17 protein-coding genes are annotated in these 24,067 nt (G+C 61.0%); 10 read left to right on the top strand and 7 right to left on the bottom strand.

The genetic code is table 11. The annotated features are described in order from the left end of the window. Window positions 1–141 precede the first annotated feature (141 nt). The 7 genes from mutS to tssJ all read right to left on the bottom strand — a co-directional run bounded on the left by mutS (window position 142) and on the right by tssJ (window position 10,315). Complete coding sequence (gene mutS, locus BT173_RS12115; protein WP_072428925.1) at window positions 142–2,706, bottom strand: DNA mismatch repair protein MutS; 2,565 nt, start codon at window positions 2,704–2,706, stop codon at window positions 142–144. Window positions 2,707–2,949: 243 nt separating this feature from the next. After that, a complete protein-coding gene (locus BT173_RS12110) occupies window positions 2,950–3,459 on the bottom strand; it encodes a M48 metallopeptidase family protein (RefSeq protein ID WP_072428924.1) in 510 nt (169 codons plus the stop codon). A 171-nt stretch (window positions 3,460–3,630) separates the two neighbouring features. Continuing rightward, window positions 3,631–4,392, bottom strand: coding sequence for an exosortase-dependent surface protein XDP1 (gene xdp1, locus BT173_RS12105; RefSeq protein WP_072428923.1), 762 nt, complete (start codon window positions 4,390–4,392; stop codon window positions 3,631–3,633). Between the two features lie 109 nt (window positions 4,393–4,501). After that, a complete protein-coding gene (gene prsT, locus BT173_RS12100) occupies window positions 4,502–7,318 on the bottom strand; it encodes an XrtA/PEP-CTERM system TPR-repeat protein PrsT (protein ID WP_072428922.1) in 2,817 nt (938 codons plus the stop codon). Window positions 7,319–7,480: 162 nt separating this feature from the next. After that, complete coding sequence (gene icmH, locus BT173_RS12095; protein WP_072428921.1) at window positions 7,481–8,266, bottom strand: type IVB secretion system protein IcmH/DotU; 786 nt, start codon at window positions 8,264–8,266, stop codon at window positions 7,481–7,483. Beyond that, a complete protein-coding gene (gene tssK / locus BT173_RS12090; RefSeq protein ID WP_072428920.1) occupies window positions 8,263–9,612 on the bottom strand; it encodes a type VI secretion system baseplate subunit TssK in 1,350 nt (449 codons plus the stop codon). Before tssK ends, icmH begins: the two co-directional genes overlap by 4 nt. A gap of 109 nt (window positions 9,613–9,721) precedes the next feature. After that, complete coding sequence (gene tssJ / locus BT173_RS12085) at window positions 9,722–10,315, bottom strand: type VI secretion system lipoprotein TssJ (RefSeq protein WP_072428919.1); 594 nt, start codon at window positions 10,313–10,315, stop codon at window positions 9,722–9,724. 282 nt (window positions 10,316–10,597) lie between these two features. On the opposite strand from tssJ, the gene BT173_RS12080 reads away from it, so the two are divergent. The 10 genes from BT173_RS12080 (at window position 10,598) to BT173_RS12035 (ending at window position 24,067) form a co-directional block, all read left to right on the top strand. After that, window positions 10,598–11,083 carry a tetratricopeptide repeat protein gene (locus BT173_RS12080; protein WP_175545596.1) on the top strand — a complete coding sequence of 162 codons (486 nt, stop codon included), beginning with the start codon at window positions 10,598–10,600 and terminating at the stop codon, window positions 11,081–11,083. A 33-nt stretch (window positions 11,084–11,116) separates the two neighbouring features. Next, window positions 11,117–11,626: a type VI secretion system contractile sheath small subunit gene (tssB, locus tag BT173_RS12075; RefSeq protein ID WP_072428917.1), complete on the top strand. Its 510-nt coding sequence runs from the start codon at window positions 11,117–11,119 to the stop codon at window positions 11,624–11,626. Next, window positions 11,627–13,117, top strand: a complete 1,491-nt coding sequence (gene tssC / locus BT173_RS12070; protein ID WP_072428916.1) for a type VI secretion system contractile sheath large subunit — start codon at window positions 11,627–11,629, stop codon at window positions 13,115–13,117. It abuts the gene before it with no gap. 302 nt (window positions 13,118–13,419) lie between these two features. Then, window positions 13,420–13,923, top strand: a complete 504-nt coding sequence (locus BT173_RS12065) for an Hcp family type VI secretion system effector (protein ID WP_072428915.1) — start codon at window positions 13,420–13,422, stop codon at window positions 13,921–13,923. Between the two features lie 83 nt (window positions 13,924–14,006). Continuing rightward, window positions 14,007–14,510 (top strand): type VI secretion system baseplate subunit TssE, encoded by a 504-nt coding sequence (gene tssE / locus BT173_RS12060; RefSeq protein ID WP_072428914.1) that lies wholly within the window; start codon window positions 14,007–14,009, stop codon window positions 14,508–14,510. A 5-nt stretch (window positions 14,511–14,515) separates the two neighbouring features. Continuing rightward, entirely contained in the window at window positions 14,516–16,348 is a 1,833-nt protein-coding gene (gene tssF, locus BT173_RS12055; RefSeq protein WP_072428913.1) for a type VI secretion system baseplate subunit TssF, read from the top strand. Beyond that, window positions 16,312–17,334 carry a type VI secretion system baseplate subunit TssG gene (tssG, locus tag BT173_RS12050; protein ID WP_072428912.1) on the top strand — a complete coding sequence of 341 codons (1,023 nt, stop codon included), beginning with the start codon at window positions 16,312–16,314 and terminating at the stop codon, window positions 17,332–17,334. Before tssF ends, tssG begins: the two co-directional genes overlap by 37 nt. A gap of 69 nt (window positions 17,335–17,403) precedes the next feature. After that, window positions 17,404–20,058, top strand: a complete 2,655-nt coding sequence (gene tssH / locus BT173_RS12045) for a type VI secretion system ATPase TssH (RefSeq protein ID WP_072428911.1) — start codon at window positions 17,404–17,406, stop codon at window positions 20,056–20,058. Between the two features lie 57 nt (window positions 20,059–20,115). Beyond that, window positions 20,116–21,192, top strand: a complete 1,077-nt coding sequence (gene tssA / locus BT173_RS12040; protein WP_072428910.1) for a type VI secretion system protein TssA — start codon at window positions 20,116–20,118, stop codon at window positions 21,190–21,192. A gap of 91 nt (window positions 21,193–21,283) precedes the next feature. Beyond that, complete coding sequence (locus BT173_RS12035) at window positions 21,284–24,067, top strand: type VI secretion system Vgr family protein (RefSeq protein WP_084658515.1); 2,784 nt, start codon at window positions 21,284–21,286, stop codon at window positions 24,065–24,067.

Genomic DNA, 24,067 nt, shown 5'->3' with positions numbered 1-24,067 from the left:
ATTTGCTTCGCTCCAGAAATAAAAAAATGCCGGCGCAGCCTCGCGTCGACCTGTTCATCATTCTGTACTGTTATAGCCTGGCTGAGAACGACTTCTAATTGAAATTTTCGATGGGCTTTGTAAATAAATCCGACAGCCCACTCAGGCCCGCGCCAGCCGGCTAAGCTCATAAAGCAAATCCAGTGCATCGCGCGGCGTCAGGCTGTCCGGATCGATAGCCAAAAGCTTGTCCTGCAGCGGGTTCGTCTCCGGCTCGGGTAGCTCCAGCACCGGTGCGGCAAACAGATCGCCCTGCCCGGCCTGGCTGGCACGCTGGTTCTCCAGCTCAGTCAGGTAACGTTTGGCCTGCCTTATTGTCTCGCGCGGCACACCGGCAAGCTGCGCCACCTGCAGCCCATAGCTCTGGCTGGCCGGGCCCTCCTCCACGCTATGCAGGAAGACGATCTTGTCCTTATGCTCAACGGCATCGAGATGGACGTTCGCCACCTGCTGGTATTCGATAGCCAACCGGGTCAGCTCGAAGTAATGGGTGGCAAACAGCGTGTAGCTGCGATTCTTTTCGATCAGTGCGCGCGCAATCGCCCAGGCTAAGGCCAGACCGTCGAAGGTCGAGGTACCGCGCCCCACCTCGTCCATCAGCACCAGCGCGTGCTCGCCGGCATTGTTGAGGATATTGGCCGTCTCAGTCATTTCCACCATAAACGTCGAGCGACCACCGGCCAGGTCATCACTAGCGCCGATACGGGTAAAGATGCGATCCAGCCGACCGATGGTGGCCGCCTTGGCCGGCACGAAACTGCCAATCTGGGCGAGCAGCACGATCAGCGCGGCCTGGCGCATATAGGTCGACTTACCGCCCATATTCGGGCCAGTGATCAGCAGCAACTTGCGGCTGGCATCGAAATGCAGATCGTTGGCGATAAAAGCCTCACCCGCGCCATCGCGAAGCTGCTGCTCGACCACCGGATGGCGACCGGCCTCGATGCTGAGCACGGTTTCATCGCGGAAACTTGGCGCCACCCAATCGAGCACGCGGGCGCGTTCGGCCAGGCAGGCCAATACATCGAGACCAGCCACCGCCTGGGCCAAGAGCTGCAGGGTCGGCACTGCGGGGGCCAGCGCATCAAGCAGGCCTTCATAAAGCGCCTTCTCCAAAGCCAGCGAGCGCTCCTGCGCCGACAAGGCCTTGTCTTCGAATGCCTTCAGCTCCGGCGTGATATAGCGCTCGGCATTCTTCAGGGTCTGGCGGCGTCGATAGTCATCGGGGATCTTGTCGCCGTGCGAGTTGGTGATTTCGATATAGAAGCCATGCACACGGTTGTACTCGACCCGCAGATTGGGGATACCGGTACGCTCGCGCTCGCGCGCCTCCAGCGCCAGCAAGAAGTCACCATGATTGGTCTGAATCGCGCGTAGCTCATCCAGCTCCGCATGAAAACCGCTACGGATCACGCCGCCATCACGGATCACCACCGAAGGCTCGTCCATCACCGCACGCGCGAGTAGATCGACCACTTCCCGTGGCGGCTGCAACTGCTGAGCCAGTTCGTCCAGCAGGGCATTGGCAGGCAGCTGCGGCAGCAAGGCCGGCAGTGCGCTCAGGCTATCGCGCAGGCTGGATAGATCACGCGGCCGGGCCGAGCGCAAGGCCACCCGGGCGGCAATCCGTTCGATATCGTGAATCTCGCCCAGCTGCGCGCGCAGACCCTCCAGATCATGCACCTCGACCAGGGCTGCGACCGCATCGCGGCGGCGCACCACCTTATGCTGATTACGCAGCGGATGATGGAGCCAGTGGCGCATCAAGCGGCTGCCCATGGCGGTCGCGCAGCTATCGAGCAAGGAGAACAATGTGGGCGCGGGTTCGCCACGAATGGTCTCGGTCAGTTCCAGATTGCGGCGTGTGGCTGCATCCAGCGCCAGATACTGACCTGCCTGCTCGACCGAGAGTGTATTCACATGCGGCAAGGCACCGCACTGGGTCTGGCGCGCATATTCGAGCAAGGCGCCGGCCACCCCAACCGCCACACCCGGCTCATCCACGCCAAAGCCACTCAGGTCCTGGGTCTGGAACTGGCGGGTCAGATTGCGCAACGCGGTTTCAATATCGAATTGCCAGCTGGCGATACGCTTGACGGCATAACCGGCCGCAGCCGGTAGATCCAGATTCAAGTCCTCGGGCAACAGAACCTCGGCGGGTTTGAGTCGCTCAAGCTCGCTGGCTAGTGCTTCCGGCACGGTCTCAAGCAGGCGGAAGTCCCCGGAGGCGAGCGATATCCAAGCCAGCCCAAGGCGACCTTTGATGGCATTTACCGCCAGCAGGAGGTTTTCGCGCTTATCGTCCAGCAAGGCTGCATCGGTGAGCGTGCCGGGCGTGACAATGCGCACCACGCGGCGCTCGACCGGCCCCTTGCTGGTGGCCGGGTCGCCAAACTGCTCGGCAATGGCAACCGACTCCCCCAGCTTAACCAGCTTGGCCAGATAGCCTTCCGCCGCGTGGTAGGGGATACCGGCCATCTTGATCGGCATGCCTGCCGTCTGTCCGCGACTGGTCAGGGTGATATCGAGCAGTCGGGCAGCCTTGACCGCATCATCAAAGAACAGCTCATAAAAGTCGCCCATCCGGTAAAACAGCAGCTTATCGGCATGCTGGGACTTCAGCGCCAGGTACTGTTGCATCATCGGAGTATGGGCGGGTGTATTCATGGCGCGGTCGATAGAGAGAATGAAAAGCCCGGCGGATCAGGCCGGGCTGGCGATTATAAGAGTTCGCGCGGTTATCCGTAGCAAATGTCCGGCACGGCCTGCTGCAGGGCTAAGCCTGGGTACGGCTGCTGGTGCGCTGTTTGGCAACACGGCCTCAAGCAAGCACCGATCTCTGAGCTTGGCGAACAAGTACGGCCTAGCACGGGTCTGCATGCCAGAAAGCGTAGCAAGACATCCACCGGTCTACCGAGCCGACTTCTCCAGATCGCGCTGGGTCAGATAGAGGCGCAAGTCGAATTCCAGCTGGGCATAGCCAGGCTGCATATGCTCGCACAGCTGATAGAAGGCTTTGCTGTGCTCGCGCTCCTTCAAGTGGGCCAGCTCATGCACAACGATCATGCGCAAGAACGCTGGCGCTGTTTCCTTGAACAAGGACGCAATACGGATTTCCTTCTTCGCCTTCAGCTTGCCACCTTGTACGCGCGAGATCGCGGTATTCAGGCCCAGCGCCTGGTGGATCAGATCGAGCTTGCTGTCATACAGCACCTTGTCCAGCGGCGGTGCCGTGCGCAGATATTCCTGTCGCAGCGCCTGAGCGTACGCATACAGCGCCCTATCGGTCTGCACTTCATGCTGCCCTGCGTAACGTTTGGCCAGATGCTCGCCCAGTTGATCGCGCGCAATCAGCTCGCGCACCTGGGCTTGCAGCGCAGGCGAATAGGCACGCAGGTATTTGAGCTCTATCACAGTCATTACGGGAAAAAGAAGCGGCGCGCATTGTAGCGTCTGTTGCGGCCTATTAAGTACCGCCCAGAAGGAGCGCGCATCTCGATATCCTGGATTGCCCGAGTAAGCCAAAGCGCTGAAAACGCCAACGGCGCCTAGCGGCGCCGTTGCGAAAGCATAAGCAGAAAAGCCAGCAGTTCAGAACACCTTACGGCGACGCAAGGCCACCACACCCAACAAACCTAGGCCAGCCAAGGCCAGCGAACCCGGCTCTGGCACCTTGATCGTCGGCGGCACATCGCTAGTGACCGAGGCAATCTTGATGTAGTCGTAACCGCTACCGGTAACGGCGCCGCCATTTGGGTTGGCCAGCGGGTTGTAGGCCCCTACCAGCCAGTAGGACGACACCACCTTGTCCGCATTGATCGCCTTGGTAGCGGTATCGCCGACATCCGAATAATTACCGATGGAGGCCCAGCCGGTCAGCTGATCGTAGCGTTTGCCAACCAGAGTCGGAATATCGTTGCCGGTATAAGCCATGACCGTGATATCCGAGTCATTGCTGAACCAGCCCAACTTCACGCCGGTCAACATTACCTCGGCCGTGAAGGACAGCAAGATCATGTCGTAACGCTGCTGGTTATCGACTGAGTGCTCGGGGTTGTTCGCCTCATTCACATCGCAATAAGAGCCACTGGTGCAAGCATCGGCATTGCGCACCCCTACACCACCGCTGTACCAGTTCACCGTGGCGGCCTGTATGGTTTGCAGCGCGCCATTGTTCGCGGCATTGGTCGAATTATTGGTACCGCCAGTGTTGGCATAAGCCGATACCGTCATGCCCGGCGTAGAGCCCAATGTCCAGGTGGTTGCGGCCATGGCCGGCAGAGCGAACATCGCCAATGCACTGAATAACTTGAGCTGGATTCTCACGATCAAACCCTCGGTGAAACGTTTCATTGCTCTTTTGCTAGCAAAATACAAGCCAGAAAAATTCCCTTTAACTTACATGCACTTACAAATCATCAATACTTGCACGCGCATAGTGTGTAAAGAAAATCGACATTTCTTACAAGCCTAGTTCCTTGGCCAAGGCCGCATAAGCAGCGGGTTCGGATTGCACACCACCACTATCTAGCGCCGCTCGCAGTTCCTCGCGCGCTTCGGCCTTTCGGCCACTCTGGGACAGTGCATAGGCCAGGTGGTAGCGCACATCTGGGCTCTCTGGATTACGCAAGCGGGCCTCGCGCAGATAGCGCAAGCCAGCCTCCAGCTGCCCCTGCTGCACGAGTACCCAACCCAGGGTATCGGCATAGGCCGGGTCGTTAGGGGCCAGCTTCAGCGCCTGCTCTGCATAAGTGCGCGCGGCCGGGTCCTTCAACTTGAGCAGCAAATTGCTGTAATTGTTCAGTGCAACCGCATCGTTGGGCGTCAATGCAAGCGCCCGCGCATAGTTCTGTTTGGCAGCCTGTAGCTGCCCGGCACGGAATTGCATTTCTGCCAGGGTTTTCAGGGCAAGGATATCGTCCGGACGCTTGCTCACCCAGTTGCTCAGCAGTTCGGCAGCCTTGCCAGGCTGCCCCATGGCCAGGTGAGCCTGAGCCAGTTTATGCAGATTGGCAGTATTGGCGGCACGCTGCAAAGCCTTGCTGTAGTGGGTGACGGCAAGTGGGTACTGCTCGCGCAACATGGCCAGATCCCCTGCAGCCAGGGCAGTCAACACATGGTTGGGGTGGGCCACACTGAGAAGCTTTAGCGCCTCATCCGGACGACCTTTTGCGCCGCGCCGCAGCTCAATCTCGACCAGCAGTGCAAGGGCAGCGGGGTCACCCGGCCGCCCCTGCAGGGCCTTCTGAGCGCTGTAGTAGGCAGCGTCGGTTGAATTGCTTTGCAAGTACAGGCGCGCAATCTGCAACTGCATATCGGCATTGAACTCCGCCAGCCGGGTTGCCTCCTGCAGCACGCTGCGCGCATTGGGCAGATCGGCAAGAGCAAGATGCACGCGCGCCAGCGTCAGCAGCACTGGCAGCTGATCGGGATAACTGGTGCGCAAACTCTTCGCGCTACCCAAGGCGGCCTGCAACTGGCGCTGGGCGAGCTGGATCTCGATCAGTGCCATGCCGGGACGGGTGTCATTGCGCTGCAACGCATTGGCACGCTGTAGCTGGCGGATAGCTTCTGCGGGCCGGCCGGCCTGGAATTCCAACAAGCCCAGTTCGAACAAGGCATCGGGATGATCACGCCGCTTGGCCAGAAAGCTGTTCAGGCGCTGGCGCGCCTCGGCAAAGCGCGCCTCGCTGACTTCCAGCTTGGCGAGATTCAAAACGGCCGAGGGGAAGGCAGGATCCTTGGCAAGAATGGCCTGAAATGCGCTACGTGCGCCTGCCTTATCGGCACTGGCGGCCTTGAGCGAGCCCAGAAAGTTCAGCACGGTCAAATTGTCGGGCACGTACTTGACCAGACTTTCCGCCGTTGCCAGTGCAGCCTTGATCTCGCCGCGGCGCATCTGCAAGGTAGCCAGCGCCATGCCAGCCTGCGCATCGGCCGGGTTGGCCGCCAAGGCACGCTGCAGGCTGGCACGCCCCAGCTCGCTCTGCCCTTGCCCCAGCAGGCTGAAGGCCAGCGCGCGCGTCAACTCACCGGAGTTCACCCGTGTAGCGGCCTGCTCGAGTAGCTCGGTCGCCTGCTGATAGTGCTTCATGGCCATATGCACCGAGCCCAGCAGATACAGCACCTGCGGGTCATTGGGGAGATCGCGTTTCAAATCACCCAGCAAGGTCAGCGCACGGCTGAAGTCGCGCTTCTGCGCATAGATCCCGGCCAGGAGCTTGCGCGCCTCGGTATTGTGGCTATTGCGCGTGAGTATGCTGCTTAGGTACTCGCGCGCCTTCTCCAGATTGCCCTGTGCATGGTGCGCGAGCGCCCCCACCATCAGGAGCTGCTCACGGCGCGCCAGCCAGGCTGGGCGCAGTGCGTCGATCAGCTTGACCACCTCGCTGATTGCCTGATTCGCCTCTGCCATATCGCCTTGCTGGCTAGCCAGCAAGGCGCGCAGATAGGCCGCACGCGGCTCTTCTGGCGCATCCTTGCGTAGCTGCGCCAATTCCTGACGGGCTTCGGCATCACGGCGCATATCAACTAGCAAAGCAGCTTTGGCCACTCGTGCATCGACATATTTGGGTTGCAGGCTCAGTGCGCGCTCATAGGCCTTGAGCGCGCCAGGCAAGTCCAGCGCCAGATGCAAGACCGAGGCGTGCATATTCCAGGCCTGCGGATTGTTCGGCGCCAGCTCGATAGCCTGCGCGGCAAGGCGGCGCGCCGACTCAAGCTGGCCGCTGCTGAGCTGCAAAGGGACTTCCGCAATCAAGGGCAAGGGTGAGCGCGGATCGAGCGCACGTGCCATTTCGAAGGACTGGCGCGCCTGCAGAGACTTGCCCAACTCGGCATAAGCCGTGCCACGCAAAGACAGTAATTCCACCTGCACGCGAGCTGGCAGGCCGGCTGCCGGCACCTTGGCCAATACCTGCTCGGGTTTGCCCAGCGCCAGATAGACCTGGGCCAACATCGCCATCATCTCGCTGGGGCTAACGCCCTGCTGCAGCGCCGCCTCTAGCGCAGCCTCTGCTCCGTTCAAGTCGCCATGCTGCAGCAAGGCCTTACCCAGTAGCAGATGGGCGGGCAACATCTTGGCATCTTGCTGCAGGCTGTTCTTGAGCTGAATGATCGCGCCGGGCAGATCGCCCCGCTCATAACGGCTCAGCGCGTCTTCATAAAAGCGCCCCGCCTTGCTGATATCGGCCTGCGCAGGCAGCCAGCACATCGACAACACTAAAGCACCTTGGCAGCCCAGCTGCGTAATGCGCCAAGGCTTGATGACTTTCCGCATGAATCGGTCCCGGTTTCCCATCTACAGCTCCAACCTTACCTAAGCTGGCGTTCACTCTGCTCGTTCACCAAGCGTTTTGCCGCCAAGCAGGGTCAAATGACAACGGCCGCTACAGGAGCGGCCGCTACCAGCACGCCGCGCACGAAGCGGGCCAGCCAAACATCAAGGCAGATTGATGGTGATATGCGCCGCCTGAGGCGGTGCCTGCAAGAGGCTATCGAAAGGCTTCATCTCACCGTTCAGCTTGTGGCCCAGCAGTGCCTGCAAGCCAAGAAAAGCCGCCAAACCAATCGCTGCCATGCCAATCAGGATGTAGGTGAGCGGCATATCACCCTTCAGCAGATGATTGACCTTATCCGGAATCGCCCAGAACGGCGCAAAGCCGTTGCGCTTGCCGCGCAGGAAGGCGATTTCATCGCCCAGGCGCGCAGTCAGCAGCGCCAGCTTCTCCGGCGCTTCCAACATGTACTTGCCCTGGAAGCCGAGCAGCAGGCAGTAATGGAACACTTCCAGCGCCTGCAACGATGCTGCGCCATTGCCACGCAGCTGATCGAGCTTGACGAAGAAGTTCTCACCCGCCAGCTGGTCACCAAAGAAGGCCAGCTGCAGCGGGCTGCGTCCCCACTCATCACGGATATCGAAAGCGGAGCCGAGTACCGTTTCATCCAGCAGCGCGCAGAACGCGTACTTGGCCGAGAACACATCATCGGCACTGGCGCTCATGCGCCGCGCATTCAGTTCAAACGCATCCAGCAGCTCACGGATCTGACCGCGCAGGTGCTCTGCACTCTTGGGTACATAGCTGCGTTTGAGCAGAAAAACCAGGTAGAAACCATCGTAAAGCAGTTCCAGCATGGACTTACCACCGCTGGCCGACGGCGTCGTACGCGCGCCCTGCGGGCCGATGGCGCCACTGGCAAACAAGGAGGGAGTTGCAGCCGTATTCATTGGGTTACCGCCAGTAGTTCAAGTTTGATATCCGGGAAACCGGTCGGGATATAAATCTGCAGCGACTGGGCCTGCAGCATGCGCTCGTAGAGCGAACCGCGCGGCTCCAGCTCAAAATAGTAGGAGCCAGGGCGCACCGGAATGGCACTCGGCACTAGCGGGGTATGCACGAGCCGCACGCCCGGCATGGCCGACAGCACCAGCTTCTCCACATCATCGGGCGCGCCGATCTTGAATCGCATCGGTGCATTGTCGATCAGCTCGGCCGCGGGCACGGCACTGGAGACCGCCAGATAGAAGCGCGTCTGCGCATCAATCTTGTCCGAATCGAGCCGGCCAGCCCAGAACGAGGGTTTGACCTCGCTGAGCGCGATGCTGAACACCCGGGTGGAAATCACGGTTTCCAGCAAGGCACGGATCATCTCATCCAGCTTGTGAAACGCACTACCAACCTCCTGGTGCGAGTAGACCGGCAGATCGCTCAGGCTGTAAGCCTTGGTGAAGGTCATCAGCCCCCCCGCCAAGGTCAGCAGCTGATGAAACAGGCGCTCCGGATGCAGCAACGGGTGCTGGTGCAGATGCAACAGACTCGCATAGGCCGTAGACGCCGTATGCAATAGCCAGAAAGAGGCTACATCACCGGAACGGAATTCGATGACGTTCTTGCCTGGTTCGCGATGATGCCCATAGAGCGCACTGACCTTGGCCTGCAGGATGTCCAGCAAACGCCGCAACATGGCCTGCAGCGTGCTCGAAGCGGCAATATTCAACACTGGCGGGATGTAGCTGCTGTCCAGCTCGAAACCACCGGTCTGGCTACGCTTCACACGCGCCAGCGGCAGGGTGACCCAACCATCCAGCGACTGCATGCTGGTCAGCAAACGGACCTGACAGCGCAGCACCGAGACCGGCGCGGGCGTGGCATTGGTGAACAGATCCCATGCTTCGGTTTCATCAATCGCGAAGCGTGTCGCACGCCGATCGGCACCGCCCTCAGGCTGCACATTCTGGGCACCTGGCCGCATAGGCGGCAATCCGGCATAAACCATGAAGTTATCGGGCAGATCCGGCATGGCGGAAAGCTGCAGGGCTTCTGGCAGCGGATCACATGCGGGACTGGCAAAGGGCTCGCGGTCAGGAAAGACCAAGTTGATCTCTTGCGCGATCAAGACGCCGGCAGCCAGCGCCTCCAGGTCAAACTTGACCGAACGCACCCCCCAGGCATAGGGGTGCAGCAACTGGCTGACCTCATTCAGACGGGCATCATGGTAGGCATCTTGCTGCTGGAAATGCTGCGGGCGAAGGAACAAACCTTCGCCCCAGAGAACACGCGGGACATTCGACATCGTCAATTATTCACAGTAAGTGCCCACACCCCAATTTCACTGGGTAAATCGAGGCGGGCTAAGCATTTGATCAAGTTTGAAACTCGAGCCAAGTGAGCGCAAACCGCACTTAGCCACAACTGGCACTGCCAGCACGCGACAGCACCTTCAATAATTCCTTATCCGACAGACCATCGGTCACCGTAAAGCTGCAGCGGTGCACGCCTAGCACCATGGGGCGATCGCTCAAGGCCGCCACCGGAATTGCTGCGCGCCAACGGGCTGGCTGCGGACTCTGAAATAGCATCACCACACCGATGTGCGAAGCTTCAGCGGGGAGTACCTCGTCGAGCCGGTATTGTTGCCCCGGCATCAGGATCTGCTCCTTGCCCGCCAAGACATCCTCTTTCAGCCCCTCCGGCACCACCGCTGCACCATTCAAAGCCTCGCGCGACAGGGATAGAAAGCTCTCCGCGGCCTTCAGCTTGTAAAAGCGCACGACAAGTGCATTCCCACGCCCTGCATTGTCACTATTCACACTCTCACCGGCAGAGAGGGTGAGTTGGACTTTTTTCCCCTTGGCCGCGGCCTCTTTCTCCACCACCCCAACGAGCTCGAGCGCCGATTTCCCTACGTTGCCGACCGCTTCCACCAAGGGTGACGCGCATCCTTGCAGCAATACGGCGGCAATGATGGCAGACAAAGCACCAAGTTTCATCCCCATAAACCTTCCTCACCAAAGCAATATATTAGCAACAGTTAACATGTGAATTATTTGGCAGAGATTTCGTTGCATTAAACACCCTGGAGAGCTTAGCATTGCGAAATTACTTTGTCATAAGTTGTTTATTGGAGGCTAATATAAATGAGCACCAAACGAGTCTTATCCCCCAAATGGATGAAAAGCGGACTGATTTGTGCAGTTATAGTAAGCGGGCTGACGGCATGTGGCACTAGCCGCCCGCCAATTACTTCCGATGCATTGATGCAGCAGGCGAATGAGGCCATGAGCTCTGGCGCACAGGACAAAGCCGCCGACTTGCTGGTGCAAGCCAGCAAGTTGAATCCGACCAGTGATGCGATCTGGGTCAAGCTCGCGCAAGCCCAGTTCGAGCGTCAGGACTACCCAAAGGCGATCGATGCGGCAACCGAGGCCCTGGCTCGTTCGCCGAACAGCGCCGAAGCACGCAGCATTATCTTCGTTTCGAGCATGCGCCTTGCGGTGAGCAGCCTGAGCGAGATCCGCGCCGATACGCCGCTGAGCGAAGGTAATAAGACCGAGGCCGAGGTGCTGGTCAAGGAACTGCGCGACACGCTGGGCGAAGCAATCTTGATCCCCGGCGCCAAGCCACTGCCCAAGCCCGCTCAGCGCGTACGCCCTCGCCCGGTTGCCAAGGCAGCGGAAGCACCTGCCACCGCACCTGTAGCAGTCCCAAAGCCCCAGCCAGCACAGAGCACGGCAGCTAGCGATCCATTCGGCGCATTGCGTTGAAATGACTATTCAATCCTTATAGAGAATCGACTCATGGCAAAACGTGAAAGCATTCAAAAGAAACTACAACGCGTACGTCCGCCACGCGTTCAGCTCACCTATGACGTTGAAATTGGCGATGCCATTCAGCAAAAGGAATTGCCCTTTGTGATGGGTGTGGTCGGCGATTTTGCTGGCGATTCCGAAATTGCACAGCCAAAACTCAAAGACAAGAAGTTTGTGAATATTGACGGCGATAATTTTGACGAAGTGATGTCGGCAATTGAGCCGCGCGCCAAATTCCGCGTTAGTAATAAATTAACCGATAAAGGTGGTGAATTTGCCGTTGATTTGGCCTTCCGCTCCATGGAAGATTTCCGCCCAGAAGAAATCGTTAAACAAATTGATCCACTGAATCAATTGGTAGAAGCACGTACACGCCTGGCCGATCTGCGTAACAAGATTGCTGGTAGCGAAAAGCTGGAAGACCTGCTGAACGATGTGCTGCGCAATACCGAGAAACTGGAAAAACTGGGCCAGGAAACCGGCCGCGAGGAGGAATAAATGAGCGAATTGCTGGAACAAGCACGCGCTGGCGCGGTAGAGACCACCCAGGAAAACAGTCTGCTCGATCAAATCGTGCAGGAAAGCCGCGTTGCCAAGTCGGATTCCGAACATGCCCGCGCCAAGGACTTGATCTCGGAACTGGTCAAGGAAGTCATGCAGGGCACCGTGGTGATGTCCGACAATCTGTCGGCCACCTTGGATGCGCGTATCGCCGAGATCGACGAACTGATTTCCGCTCAGCTCAGCGCCGTCATGCACGCACCGGCCTTCCAGAAAATGGAAAGCTCCTGGCGCGGCCTTCAGTATCTGTGCCGTGAGACTAGCACCGGCCCGATGCTGAAAATCAAGATGCTGAATACCACCAAGAAGGAATTGGTGAAGGACTTCCAGACGGCGATCGATTTCGATCAGAGCGCTTTGTTCAAGAAAGTCTACGAAGAAGAATTTGGCACCTTCGGTGGCGCACCGTTTGCCGCCCTGGTCGGTGATTTCGAGATTTCGCGCCAACCGACCGATATGTACTTCATCGAGCAGATGTCGCACGTTGCCGCAGCGGCGCATGCGCCCTTCCTATCGGCGGCCTCGCCTGAGCTGTTCGGCCTTGAGTCGTTCACTGAACTGGGCAAGCCACGCGATCTGGCCAAGGTGTTCGACACCCTCGAATACATGAAGTGGCGTTCCTTCCGCGAGTCGGAAGATTCGCGCTATGTAGGTCTCGCCCTGCCTCATTTCCTCGGTCGTCTGCCTTATGACCCGAAGGATGGCACAACGGTCGAAGGCTTTAACTTCGTTGAAGACGTCGACGGTACCGACCACAGCAAATATCTGTGGGTGAATGCCGCCTATGCCTTCGCTGCGCGCCTGACGTCTGCCTTCGAAAACTACGGCTGGTGCGCAGCCATTCGTGGTGTGGAAGGTGGTGGCCTGGTGGAGGGTCTGCCGACCCATACCTTCAAGACCGATGACGGTGAAGTTGCGCTCAAGTGCCCAACGGAAATTGCCATTACCGACCGGCGCGAGAAAGAACTGAGTGACCTGGGCTTCATCCCCATGGTCCATTGCAAGAATACCGACTATGCCGCCTTCTTCGGCGCGCAGTCGACGCAAAAAGCCAAGAAGTACGATAGCGATGCGGCCAATGCCAATGCGGTGCTGTCCTCTCAGCTGCAATACATCATGGCGGTCTCGCGCGTTGCGCACTATCTGAAGGCCATGATGCGCGACAAGATCGGCAGCTTCGCCTCTGCAGGCAATGTGCAGGACTTCCTCAATAAGTGGATCTCGCAATACGTGTTGCTGGATGACGGTGCATCGCAGGAAGCCAAGGCGCAATTCCCGCTGCGTGAAGCATCGGTTGAAGTGGCCGAAGTACCGGGCCGCCCTGGCGTCTACAAGGCTGTTGCCTTCCTGCGCCCGCATTTCCAACTGGACGAACTTTCAATCTCTCTGCGACTGGTAGCTGAACTGCCGCAGTCGGCCAACCGCTAAGCGGTCTGGTCGAGGGGAGGAGGAATGATGCACTCCATAACAAAGTCATCGGGCCATCAAGTGGGCAGCCTAGCTGCCCGCTTATGTGGACCCGACACCGACCTACACCCGAGCCTTGCGGTAGTTTCATCGCCGCCAGGGCGAAAGTGTCCCGCTCGCGTATCGATCACGCGACTCGATCACTAAGGCGCTATCCCCTCAAGAACCTTGGTCTGGCTTGTGCAATTGGGCAAGCCAGCGGGCGGTGTATTGCCATAAATCTTTAATCTAAGTGCTGCGGCACGATCAGGAGCTAGGGAAACATGAAGGACATTTACGTCAAATTCAACGGCAAGTTCAAAATCGATGGCGAGTCCAACGACAGCGAACACCAAAAGTGGCTGGAAGTTGAGAGCTGGGCACACCAGATCAAGCAGCCGAAGTCGGCCACTGCTTCGAGCGCCGGCGGTCACACTGCCGAGCGTTGCGAACACGGCGATATGCAGTTCCAGAAGTTCCTGGACCTGACCAGCCCGAAACTGTGGGAAGCCTGCTCGGCCGGCCACACTTTCGACGAAGTGGTGATCGACTTCATGCGTGCCGACGGTGCCAAGCGCGTCAAGTACCTGGAAATCAAGCTGAAGCACGTGATCGTTTCCAGCGTTTCGCCTGATGTGTCGGGCGAAGGCGTGCCGAGCGAGCGTTTCTCGCTCAAGTACGCTGCCATCCAGTGGACCTATGTTGCTCAAGCCATCGCCGGTGGCCAGAAGGGTAACAGCACCGGTGCCTGGAGCTTGGCGAAGAACACCAACCAGTACACCGCTTAAGTCGTATCTGTTTGAAGGGCGGCGCCTGCGCCGCCCTTTGTTTGCTGGCCTGATTCGCCCCGCGTGGCGGATTTGGAGAAGAAATGCTGGATCGCAATCTGTCGCGTGGCTTTGCCCCGACCCTGTTCGAAAAATTGTTCGATGACCAGCCCAAGGTGCAAAGCGAGACCAATCCGCTGCGCCGGCTCAGCATCGAGCAACTCAAGGAATCGGTCGCCAACGACCTGGAAGCCTTGCTGAACAGCCGCCGCGGTCCGGAGGGCGCGCTGGCGGAATACCCGCTCGCCAATCACTCGATCCTGAGCTTTGGCATTCTCGATTTCGTCGGTATGAGTCTGGCCAACCCGGCCGACTGCTACCGCATCTGCCGCACCCTGGAAGAAACCATTCTGTGCCATGAGCCTCGCCTGAAGAATGTGCGCGTGCATCTCGAAGCCGATCAAGGCTCGACCAATTCGCTGCTGTTCTCGATCAGTGCGCTGCTCGTGGTTTACCCGGCCCAGGAGCCGGTCAGCTTTGATGCCATGTTGCAACCCACCATCCAGCAGTACTCGGTCAATCAGACCCGACGCCTGAAAGCCAGCTGAGCACCATGGAAGAATTGCTGCCCTATTACGAACGCGAGCTGGCCGTACTCAAGCGCCATGCCCGCGAGTTCGCCGAGCAATACCCGAAGATCGCCGGCCGCCTGCTGATGTCGGGCGAGGCGGTCGAGGACCCGCATGTCGAGCGACTGATACAGTCCTTCGCCCTGCTCGCCTCGCGCGTGCACAAAAAGCTGGACGATGAATACCCGCAGCTGACCAATGCGCTGTTCCAGACCCTGTATCCGCAATATCTGCGCCCCTATCCAGCTTGTTCGATTGCTCGCCTGGGTGGCGCAGTCGCCCAGCTGAGTGCGCCGGTCACCATCCCACGCGGCACCCAACTGCAATCGCGGCCGGTCAAGGGCGTGGCCTGTAAGTTCCAGACCAGCTTTGATGTTCGCCTGCTGCCCTTGTCCATCGAAGATGTCGCCTACGCGACCGACTGGGTGCCGCCAACCGGCACCCAGATTCCGCAGAACACCAGCGCGGTCTTGAGTCTTAGCTTGGCTGGCCTGTCGGACCAGCTGCCGCTCAACCAGGCGCTCACCCAAGCAGTACGCGTGTTCCTCGATGCCGAGCCCTCAGTCGTCGCCCTATTGCGTGAGGCCTTGCTGCAACGCTGCATCGGTGTAGCCATCGATACCGGCTATGGACCCTGGCAGCTGACTCAGCAGGCCCTGGTCAGCGCGGTCGGTTTTGCCGCTGACGAGGCACTGGTGGAGGACGATGCACGTAGCCACTCGGCCTATCGCCTGTTGACCGAGTATTTCGTCTTCCCGGAAAAATTCAATTTTATCGATCTGAATTTGGCCGGCATTCTGAGCAAGCTGCCTGCCGCCACGCGCAAGCTCAAACTGCATTTCCTGCTCACCACCGAGCGCGATGACCGACGCTTCGATCGCCTGCTCGACAGCCTGGGAGTGGCGAACTTCCAGCTGTTCTGTACCCCAGTGGTCAATCTGTTCAAGCAGCATGCCGAGCCAATACGGCTCAGCCACAAGCAGGTGCATTACAGCGTGCTGCCCGATGCGCGCCGCCCACAGGCCTATGAGGTCTACGCGGTCGAGCGAGTGGCCCAGGTACGCGAAAACGCCGACGGCGCCGTGGTACACGCGTTTCAGCCCTTCTACTCGCTCAAACACGGCGCGCCGACTGCCGATGGCCGTTACTGGCAGCTGATCCGCGATGAGAACCTGATCGAGCGTAGCCCAGGCTTCGAATATCAGATCACCATCGTCGATCCGGATTTCAACCCGGCGGCCGAAGACGTGGAAACGCTGAGCATCGACCTGCTCTGCACCAACCGCGATCTGCCCTCGCAGCTGCCGATTGCCCAGGCGGGCGGCGACTTGTTTGCTGAGGGCGTGTCGGCCCTGAAGACCATCCAGCTGCTGCGCAAACCCACCGCCCCGGCCCGCTTCAAGCACAGCGGCGATGGCGCCTGGCGCCTGGTGTCCCAGCTCACCCTCAACCATTGGTCGGTGGCGGAGGATGGCGGCGATGGCCTGCGCGAGTTACTGACCCTGTACGACCTGGTGCGTTCGGGCCAGAACCGGCGTGCCATCGACGGGATTGCACAAGTAAGCAGCAAAGCCTGCTCGGCCCGCATGGCCGGCAACCCCTTCCCCACCTTCATCCGTGGCGTGGAAATCCGTATCGGCGTGCATGCCGACCATTTCGTCGGTAGCGGCATCTGGCTGTTTGCCGAGCTGCTGTCACATGTTTTTGGTCTGGCCGTGAATCTCAATAGCTTTACCAAGGTGGTGCTCGAAGACGCAACCACCGGAGAGGTACTCAGGGAATGCTCGCCGCGCAACGGCCTCCGTCCTATCGTCTGATCGACAAGCTGCTCGCCCAGCCACACCAGTACCAGTTCTTTCAGGCGGTACGGGTCTTGTCACGCCAGTTGCACATGCAGGAAGGGCTGAGCCAGGAACGCATCGTCGGTGAACGCATCCGTTTTGGCAGTTCGCTCAGCCTTGCTTTCCCCCCCAGTGAGATCGAATCGCTGAGCGGCCCGAAGGCCGACACGGACAAGACCAGCCCCTATCGGCTGGTGCCGGCCTTCATCGGCATGACTGGTCCGAATGGCGCCATGCCGCGCTTCTATACCGAGCAGCTGGCCGAGCGTCAGCAGCTGCATCGCGATACCAGTGCACAGGCCTTCATGGATGTGTTCAACAACCGCATGGTGGCGCTGTTCTACAAGGCTTGGCAGAAGTATCGCCTGCCGCTGCGCCACGAAAGCGGTCAGCGCTTCCTGCCCGAGCTACTCAGTCTGGCCGGCAAACAGCTTGGCCTCGATACACTGAGCCATGACGAAGACGAGCAGGCGATCGAGCCCTATGCCGCCTATGCCGGCCAGCTGCGTAACCAGACCGTGTCGGCCGATAACCTTGGCCGGGTGCTGGCCGACTACTTCAAGGCCCAGGTCGAGGTCGAGCAGTTCATCGGGCAGTGGTTCGATATCCCGCCCGAGCAGCAGACCCGCCTGGGCGGCAGCGTGGCCGTGCTGGGTGAAAGCGCCTGCTGTGGTGCCCGGCTGTGGGAGCGGCAAAGTCGGCTGCGCCTGCGCTTCGGTCCGCTGCGCCTGAAGGCCTATCGCGCCCTGCTGCCGGATGGCAAGGCCTCGAAGTCGCTGCGGGAATTACTGCAGTACTGGTGTGGCATCAGTGTGGAGTTCGAGGTGCAACTGGTCTTGCACCGCGACGATGTACGTCCGGCCAAGCTGGATGGTTTCAGCGGCCAGCTGGGGCGCGATATGGTGATGTGTAGCCGTAGCGTGGACCGGCATGTGGACGAGGCGCGTTATGTCTTGAACTAAGGCGCCCCGCCCTACCCTGTTTGACAAAGCTTATTCATAACTCTTATTCAGAAAATTCAAGGAAATCTCATGGCTAGCAATCTCAAGGCGCTGATCGCCAAGCTCACCCCCACCGCCCGCCTGGCTGCCGAACGCGCCGCCAATCTGTGCATGACGCGTGGTCATTACGAAGTTGATCTCGAACACCTGTTCCTGGCTCTGCTCGAACAGACCGGCTCGGACTTCGTGCAGCTGTGCCAGCGCTTTGATATCAGCCCCACCCAGCTCGAGCGTGATCTGAACCGCGAGCTGGAGAGCTTCAAGACCGGCAATACCCGCACACCGGTGTTCTCCATCCACCTGCCCACCCTGCTCGAACATGCCTGGCTGCTGGCCTCGATCGAGGGCGGCACCTCGCTGATCCGTACCGGCCATATTCTGCTGGCCCTGCTGACCGCCCCGGACCTGGTGCAGCTGGCCAAGCGCGGCTCACCGCTGTTCGGCCGCTTCCCGCTCGATACACTCAAGCACAAGCTGGCCGAGCTGACCGTGAAGTCGCAGGAAGCCGGCGAAGCCATCCAGAACCCGCCCGCCAGCGAAGAAGCCGTGCCCGGTGACACCGCTGCCAGCGCCGTGGCCAAGACGCCCGCGCTCGACCAGTTCACCAGCAACCTGACCCAGCGCGCCCGCGACGGCAAGATCGACCCGGTGATCGGCCGCGAAAGCGAGATCCGTCAGGCCATCGACATCCTGACTCGTCGCCGCCAGAACAACCCCATCCTCACCGGTGAAGCCGGCGTAGGTAAGACCGCGGTGGTGGAAGGCCTGGCGCAGAAGATCGCCGCGGGCGATGTACCGCCGCCGCTGCAGAACGTCGCCCTGCATGTGCTGGACCTGGGACTGCTGCAAGCCGGCGCCAGCGTGAAGGGCGAATTCGAGAACCGCCTGAAGAATGTGATCGACGAGGTGAAGAAGAGCCCGCACCCGATCATCCTGTTCATCGATGAAGCGCACACCATGATCGGCGCCGGCGGCCAGGCCGGCCAGAACGATGCAGCCAACCTGCTCAAGCCAGCGCTGGCGCGCGGCGAGCTGCGCACGATTGCAGCCACCACCTGGGCTGAATACAAGAAGTACTTCGAGAAGGACGCCGCGCTTGCCCGCCGCTTCCAAGTCGTCAAAGTCGACGAGCCTAGCCTCGACGTGGCTGCCAGCATGCTGCGCGGCATGGCCGAGCTGATGGAAAAGCATTTCAATATCCGCGTGCTGGATGAAGCGGTCGTCGATGCAGTACGCCTGTCGGCCCGCTACATCACCGGCCGCCAGCTGCCCGACAAGGCGGTCAGCGTGCTCGACACCGCCTGCGCCCGCGTGGCGCTGGCGCAAAGCGCCAAACCGGAAGCGATTGAGCTGGCCGAGAAGCAGCTCGAGCGCACCGATGTGGAAATTGCGGCCCTGCAGCGTGAAGTGGCCTCCGGTGGCAGCCATGCCGCCAAGCTGAAGGAGCTGAACGAGGCGCGTGCCGCCTTGGCTGCCGATATCGAGGGCCAGAGCGCACGCTGGCAGCAGGAGCTAGGCTTGGCCCGCCAGATTGGCGAGCTGCGCCAGGCGCTTGAGCAAAAGCATGCGGCCGACCCGGCTGCCGAGCTGAAGACCGAACGCGCCGAGTTGGACAAGCTGAAGGCCGAGTTGAAAGCCCTGCAGGGCGAGTCTGGGCTCGTGCCGACCTGCGTGGATGGCAGCGTGGTGGCCGACATCATTTCCGCCTGGACCGGCATTCCGGTCGGCAGCATGGTCAAGAACGAGATCAAGGCGATACTTGGTCTGGCCGACACCCTCAAGCAACGCGTGATTGGCCAGGACCACGCCATGGGCGCGGTAGCCCAACGCGTGCGTACCGCGCGCGCCAATCTGGAAGACCCGAACAAGCCCAAGGGCGTGTTCCTGTTCGTCGGCCCTTCCGGCGTGGGCAAGACCGAAACCGCGCTGGCCCTGGCCGATGCGCTGTATGGCGGCGAGCGCAATCTGATCACCATCAATATGAGCGAATACCAGGAAGCGCATACCGTGTCCTCGCTCAAGGGCTCGCCCCCCGGCTATGTCGGCTACGGCGAAGGTGGCGTGCTGACCGAGGCGGTGCGTCGCAAGCCGTATAGCGTGGTGCTGCTCGACGAGGTCGAGAAGGCGCACCCGGACGTGATGGAGATGTTCTTCCAGGTATTCGACAAGGGCGTGATGGAAGACGGCGAAGGTCGCGAGATCGACTTCAAGAACACCCTGATCATCCTGACCTCGAATGTCGGCTCGTCCACCATCATGCAGGCCTGTCTGAACAAGCCGGCCGAAGAGCTGCCGGAAGCCGACGCGCTGGCCGAGATGATCCGCCCGCAGCTGTTCAAGGAATTCAAGCCCGCCCTATTGGGGCGCATGAAGGTGGTGCCCTTCTATCCGATCTCGGACGACGTGCTGGAAGCCATCATCCGCCTCAAGCTCGACCGCGTGGCCAAGCGCGTGGCCGCCAACCACAAGGCCGCCTTCGTCTACGACGACAGCCTGGTGGATGCCGTGTTCCAGCGCTGCACCGAAGTCGATAGCGGTGCACGCAATGTGGATCACATCCTCAACGGCACCATCCTGCCCGAGATCGCCGGTTCGGTGCTCGAGCGCATGGCCGAAGGCGAAGCGATCCAGAAGATCAAGGTCGGCGCGACCAAGACCGGCAAGCTCACCTACAAGGTCAGCTGAACACAGGCATAGCAAGGCGCTGGCCCAGGGCGGCCAGCGCGAGGGAGAGGAAATACCATGCAAGACAAAGACAGCCTGCTGCAGGCATTGGGCGGCCCGGGTGGTTGTGGCGAAGACCTGAGCTTCTCCACCGAGTTCGACCGCATCCGCGAAGCGCGACGCGAGGACGACGCCAACCTGGCCCAGGGCGAATGGATTGCCGACGTCAAACAGGCCGACTGGGATGCGGCTAGCGACCTGTGCATGCAACTGCTGGCCGAACGCAGCAAGGATTTGCGCGTGGCCGGCTGGTATGCCGAGGCAGAAGCCAAGCTGAACGGCTTTGCTGGCCTGGCCCATGGCTGCGAGGTCATGCAGGGCCTGATCGAGCTGTATTGGGAGAACATCTACCCGGAAGCCGAGGATGGCGACCAGGAGCTGCGCATTGGCACGCTGACCTGGTTCGTGACCCGCTCCAATGAGCTGATCCGCCAGACCCCGCTGACCCAGAGCAGCAAGGGCAGTTTCAGCCTGGCCGACCAGGAGGCCGCACGTGCCTTTGAAGCGGCGATGGAGAAAAACCCCGATCTGCGCGACAACATCCCGGAGGGCAAGCCAACCGTGGCGCGGGTCAATGAGGCGCAGCGCAGCACGCCAAAAGACTTCTACCGCCAGCTGCAGGACGAGCTGCAGGCAGCACGCGATGCCTGGGAAGCACTGGCCAGTGCCATCGACGCCAAGCTGGGCGTGGATGGCCCGTCATTCCGCGAAGTGTTCGACAGCTTCGACGCGGTCAACAATCTGGTGCAGCGCGTGGCGCGCGAGCAAGGCGCGGTGAGCGCCGGCAACGCCGTGGCAGGCGCTGACGCGGGCATGGCGATTGCGGTCCCCGGTGCCGCGGTGGCCTTTGCGGCCCCCATGGTGGCCGGCGCCATCCAGCACCGTAGCCAGGCCCTGCAGCTGCTGCGCCAGGTGGCCGATTTCTTCCAGCAGACCGAGCCGCACAGTCCGGTCACCTATCTGGCCCGCAAGGCCGCCGACTGGGGTGATATGCCGCTGCACGAGTGGCTGGCCGCCGTGATCAAGGATGGCGGCGCCCTGGCCCAGGTGAACGAGATGCTGGGCGTACGCGCCGAGCAAGACAGCAACGAATAACACAGGCCTGGCGTGGCCCTAGGTCTACTCGGCATACCGAGCAGACCCAAGACCGCGCCCTTGCAGCCCTAGACACTTGTCACTGGACACCATGTCACTACTCTCTACCTTCGCCAGCAACGCAGTTTCCCAGCTCAGCGCAGCCGCCACCGGTGCCGTATCGGCCGCCGTGGCCCAGCTGCTCGGTAATCTGGGCCTGCAACAGCATGCGCGGCTGATTCGCCTGGAAGGCACGCCGCTGCCAGTACTGGTGGAACGCTTCGAAGGCCGCGAAGGCCTGGACCAGCTGTTCCGCTTCGATGTCGATGTGATCGCCGAGCTGGCTGGCATCGATGCCAGCGAATGGCTAGGCAGGGAATTCCAGCTCAGCCTGATCGACGCTGCGGGCCAGACCGTGCCGCGCCATGGCCGCGTGGCTGCGCTGCAAGATTTGGGTAGCGACGGCGGCTTCAGCCGCTATCGCCTGACCCTACTGCCCTGGGCCGCTTGGCTGGATAGCCGGCAAGACTGCTGGGTATTCCAGGACAAGACCGTGCTGGAGATCGCCAGCGAGCTGCTGGCCGATTACCCGGAAGCCAACTGGCGCCACAGCGTGAGCCGCACGCTGCGCAAACGCAGCCTGTGCATCCAGTACCAGGAGAGCGACTGGGCCTTTCTGAGCCGCCTGTTGGCCGAGGAAGGCCTGAACATGGTGTTCGAGCACCGCGAAGGTGAAACCGACGGCACGCTGTCGCGCTGCCAGCTGCATGTGTTCGACCAGGATGCCGAACTGAAGGACGCTGGCAACCTGCGTTTCGGCCAGATCAGCGCCAGCTTCAGCGATGACAGGCTAACCGCCTTCGAGCACCAGCTGAGCGTGCAGCCGCGTAGCGTGCAACGCAGCAGCTGGGACTACCGCCAGCTGCATGCACCGGCCGGCACGGCCGAGTCGCGCCAGGCCGATGGCGAAGTGGGCTTGCTGGAAGACTATGATGGCAGCGCCGCCTACCGCTTCGATAACGCCGAGCACGCCGCACGGCATGCCGAGCTGCGCCAGCTGGCCCATGATGGCCGCGCCGAACGTTTCAGCGCCGAGGGCGCCGTGCGCGCGCTACGCCCCGCGCAGCGCTTCACCCTGCTCGATCATGCCGACTACAGCGGCCGCGCCTTCGTGGTACGTCAAATCCACCACCAGGGCGCCAATAATCTGGAAGCGAATGTAGCCGACTGGCTGCAGTCCGCCGTGGTGGAAGCCGGCAGCTATCGCCATCAGCTCGAATGCCAGGCCATCGAACGCCCGCTGGTGCCGGATGCCCTACCCAAACCGAGCGCCCAGCCCCAGCATGCGCTGGTGGTCGGCATCGAGGGCGAGCCGTTGCGCAGCGACCGCAACCACCGCATCAAGATCCAGTTTGCCTGGCAGCGCGGCCAGGCGCCGAATGGCGGGGGTCTGGCCCATGCCGCTGGCGACAATGCGCCAGGCAGCGAAGCGGGCTTCACCTGGGTGCGCGTGGCCGAATGGCTGGCCGGCCCGAACTGGGGCACGCAATTCACCCCGCGCGTGGGCGACGAAGTGCTGATCGACTTCATGGAAGGTGATGTAGACCGCCCGATGGTGGTGGGCAGCCTGTACAACGACCAGGCGATACCGCCCTATGCAGCCGGCCACGATGGCCCGGCCAACCACGCTGGTCATCTGAGCGGCTTCCATAGCCAGACCCTGGACGGTGCCGACTACAGCCGCTGGGTGATGGATGACACCCCCGGTCAGCTGCGCAGCCAGCTCAAGACCAGCCGCCAGGAGACCGAGCTCAACCTCGGCCACCTGGTCACTCAACCCGCCTTTGGCGCCTACCGCGGCCGCTATCGCGGCGAAGGCTTCGAGCTACGCAGCGATGGTTGGGGCAGCTTGCGCGGTGAAGCCGGCCTGCTGTTCAGCAGCCATGCCCAGCCCCAGGCCAGCGATAGCCAGCTGATCACGCAAGCCACTCAGTCGCAGGCCAAGGCCGCCGAGCAACTGGCCCAACAGCTGGGCGACAGCGCCCTCACCCACCAGGCCCTCGCCAATCACGGCCAGGAGAACATCGCCAAGCTGCATGCTCGCCTCAGCGAACATACCGGTGCCGTGAACGGCCAAGCCGCGCAGAAGCCCGACAGCGGCGGCGATGGCCGCCAGCTGAAGGACCCGGTGGAAACCCTGCAGGACAGCCCGGCCGTGCTGGAAAGCCCGAGCGCGCTGGCCGCCGCCACCGAAGGCAGCAATGTGCTGTACGCCGGCAGCGATCTGCAAGCCAGCAGCCACGCCGATGCGCAGCTGACCGGCCAGCAGACGATGACCGTGCAATCGGGCAATCGCCTGAGCCTATTCACCCACCACGGCGGCATGAAGCTGATCGCCGCCGAGGGCGAACTGAACATCGCCGCCCACACCGACCTCCTGCACCTGGCCAGCGAACAGGCCCTGACCATCACCAGCACCGAGGACAGCATCCACATCGTGGCCAAGGACAGCGTGAAGCTGTTCGGCGGCGGCGCCGAGATCGAGCTGAAAGGCGGCGATATCACCTTCAAGGCGAGCGGCACGTTTGAGGTGAAGGGGAATTCGGGGGCGATGGGTGGCGCGAATGTGGCGAGGACGCCGGCGAAGCTGCCTGATACACGATTCAAATGGTTTGATGAGCAGTTCAGGGCGGTGGACAAGGTTTCGGGAGAAGCGATCTGCGGCCTGCCCTACCTCATCTACCTGCCTGATGGCAGCTATACATCCGGCACGACGGATAGCGACGGCAAAACAGAACGTATCGCCACGACCGACCCGGCCAAGCTACGGATCGTATGGGGTGTGCAAGAACTGGAAGTCGGACAAGTCGGCAGCGGTGTAGTGGAGGAGTGTTGA

Origin of the sequence: Chitinimonas taiwanensis DSM 18899, assembly GCF_900119825.1 — a bacterium.
Classification (GTDB): Bacteria; Pseudomonadota; Gammaproteobacteria; order Burkholderiales; family Chitinimonadaceae; genus Chitinimonas; species Chitinimonas taiwanensis.
Note: the sequence above shows the minus strand (reverse complement) of the source record. Positions and strands in the feature narration are given on the sequence as shown.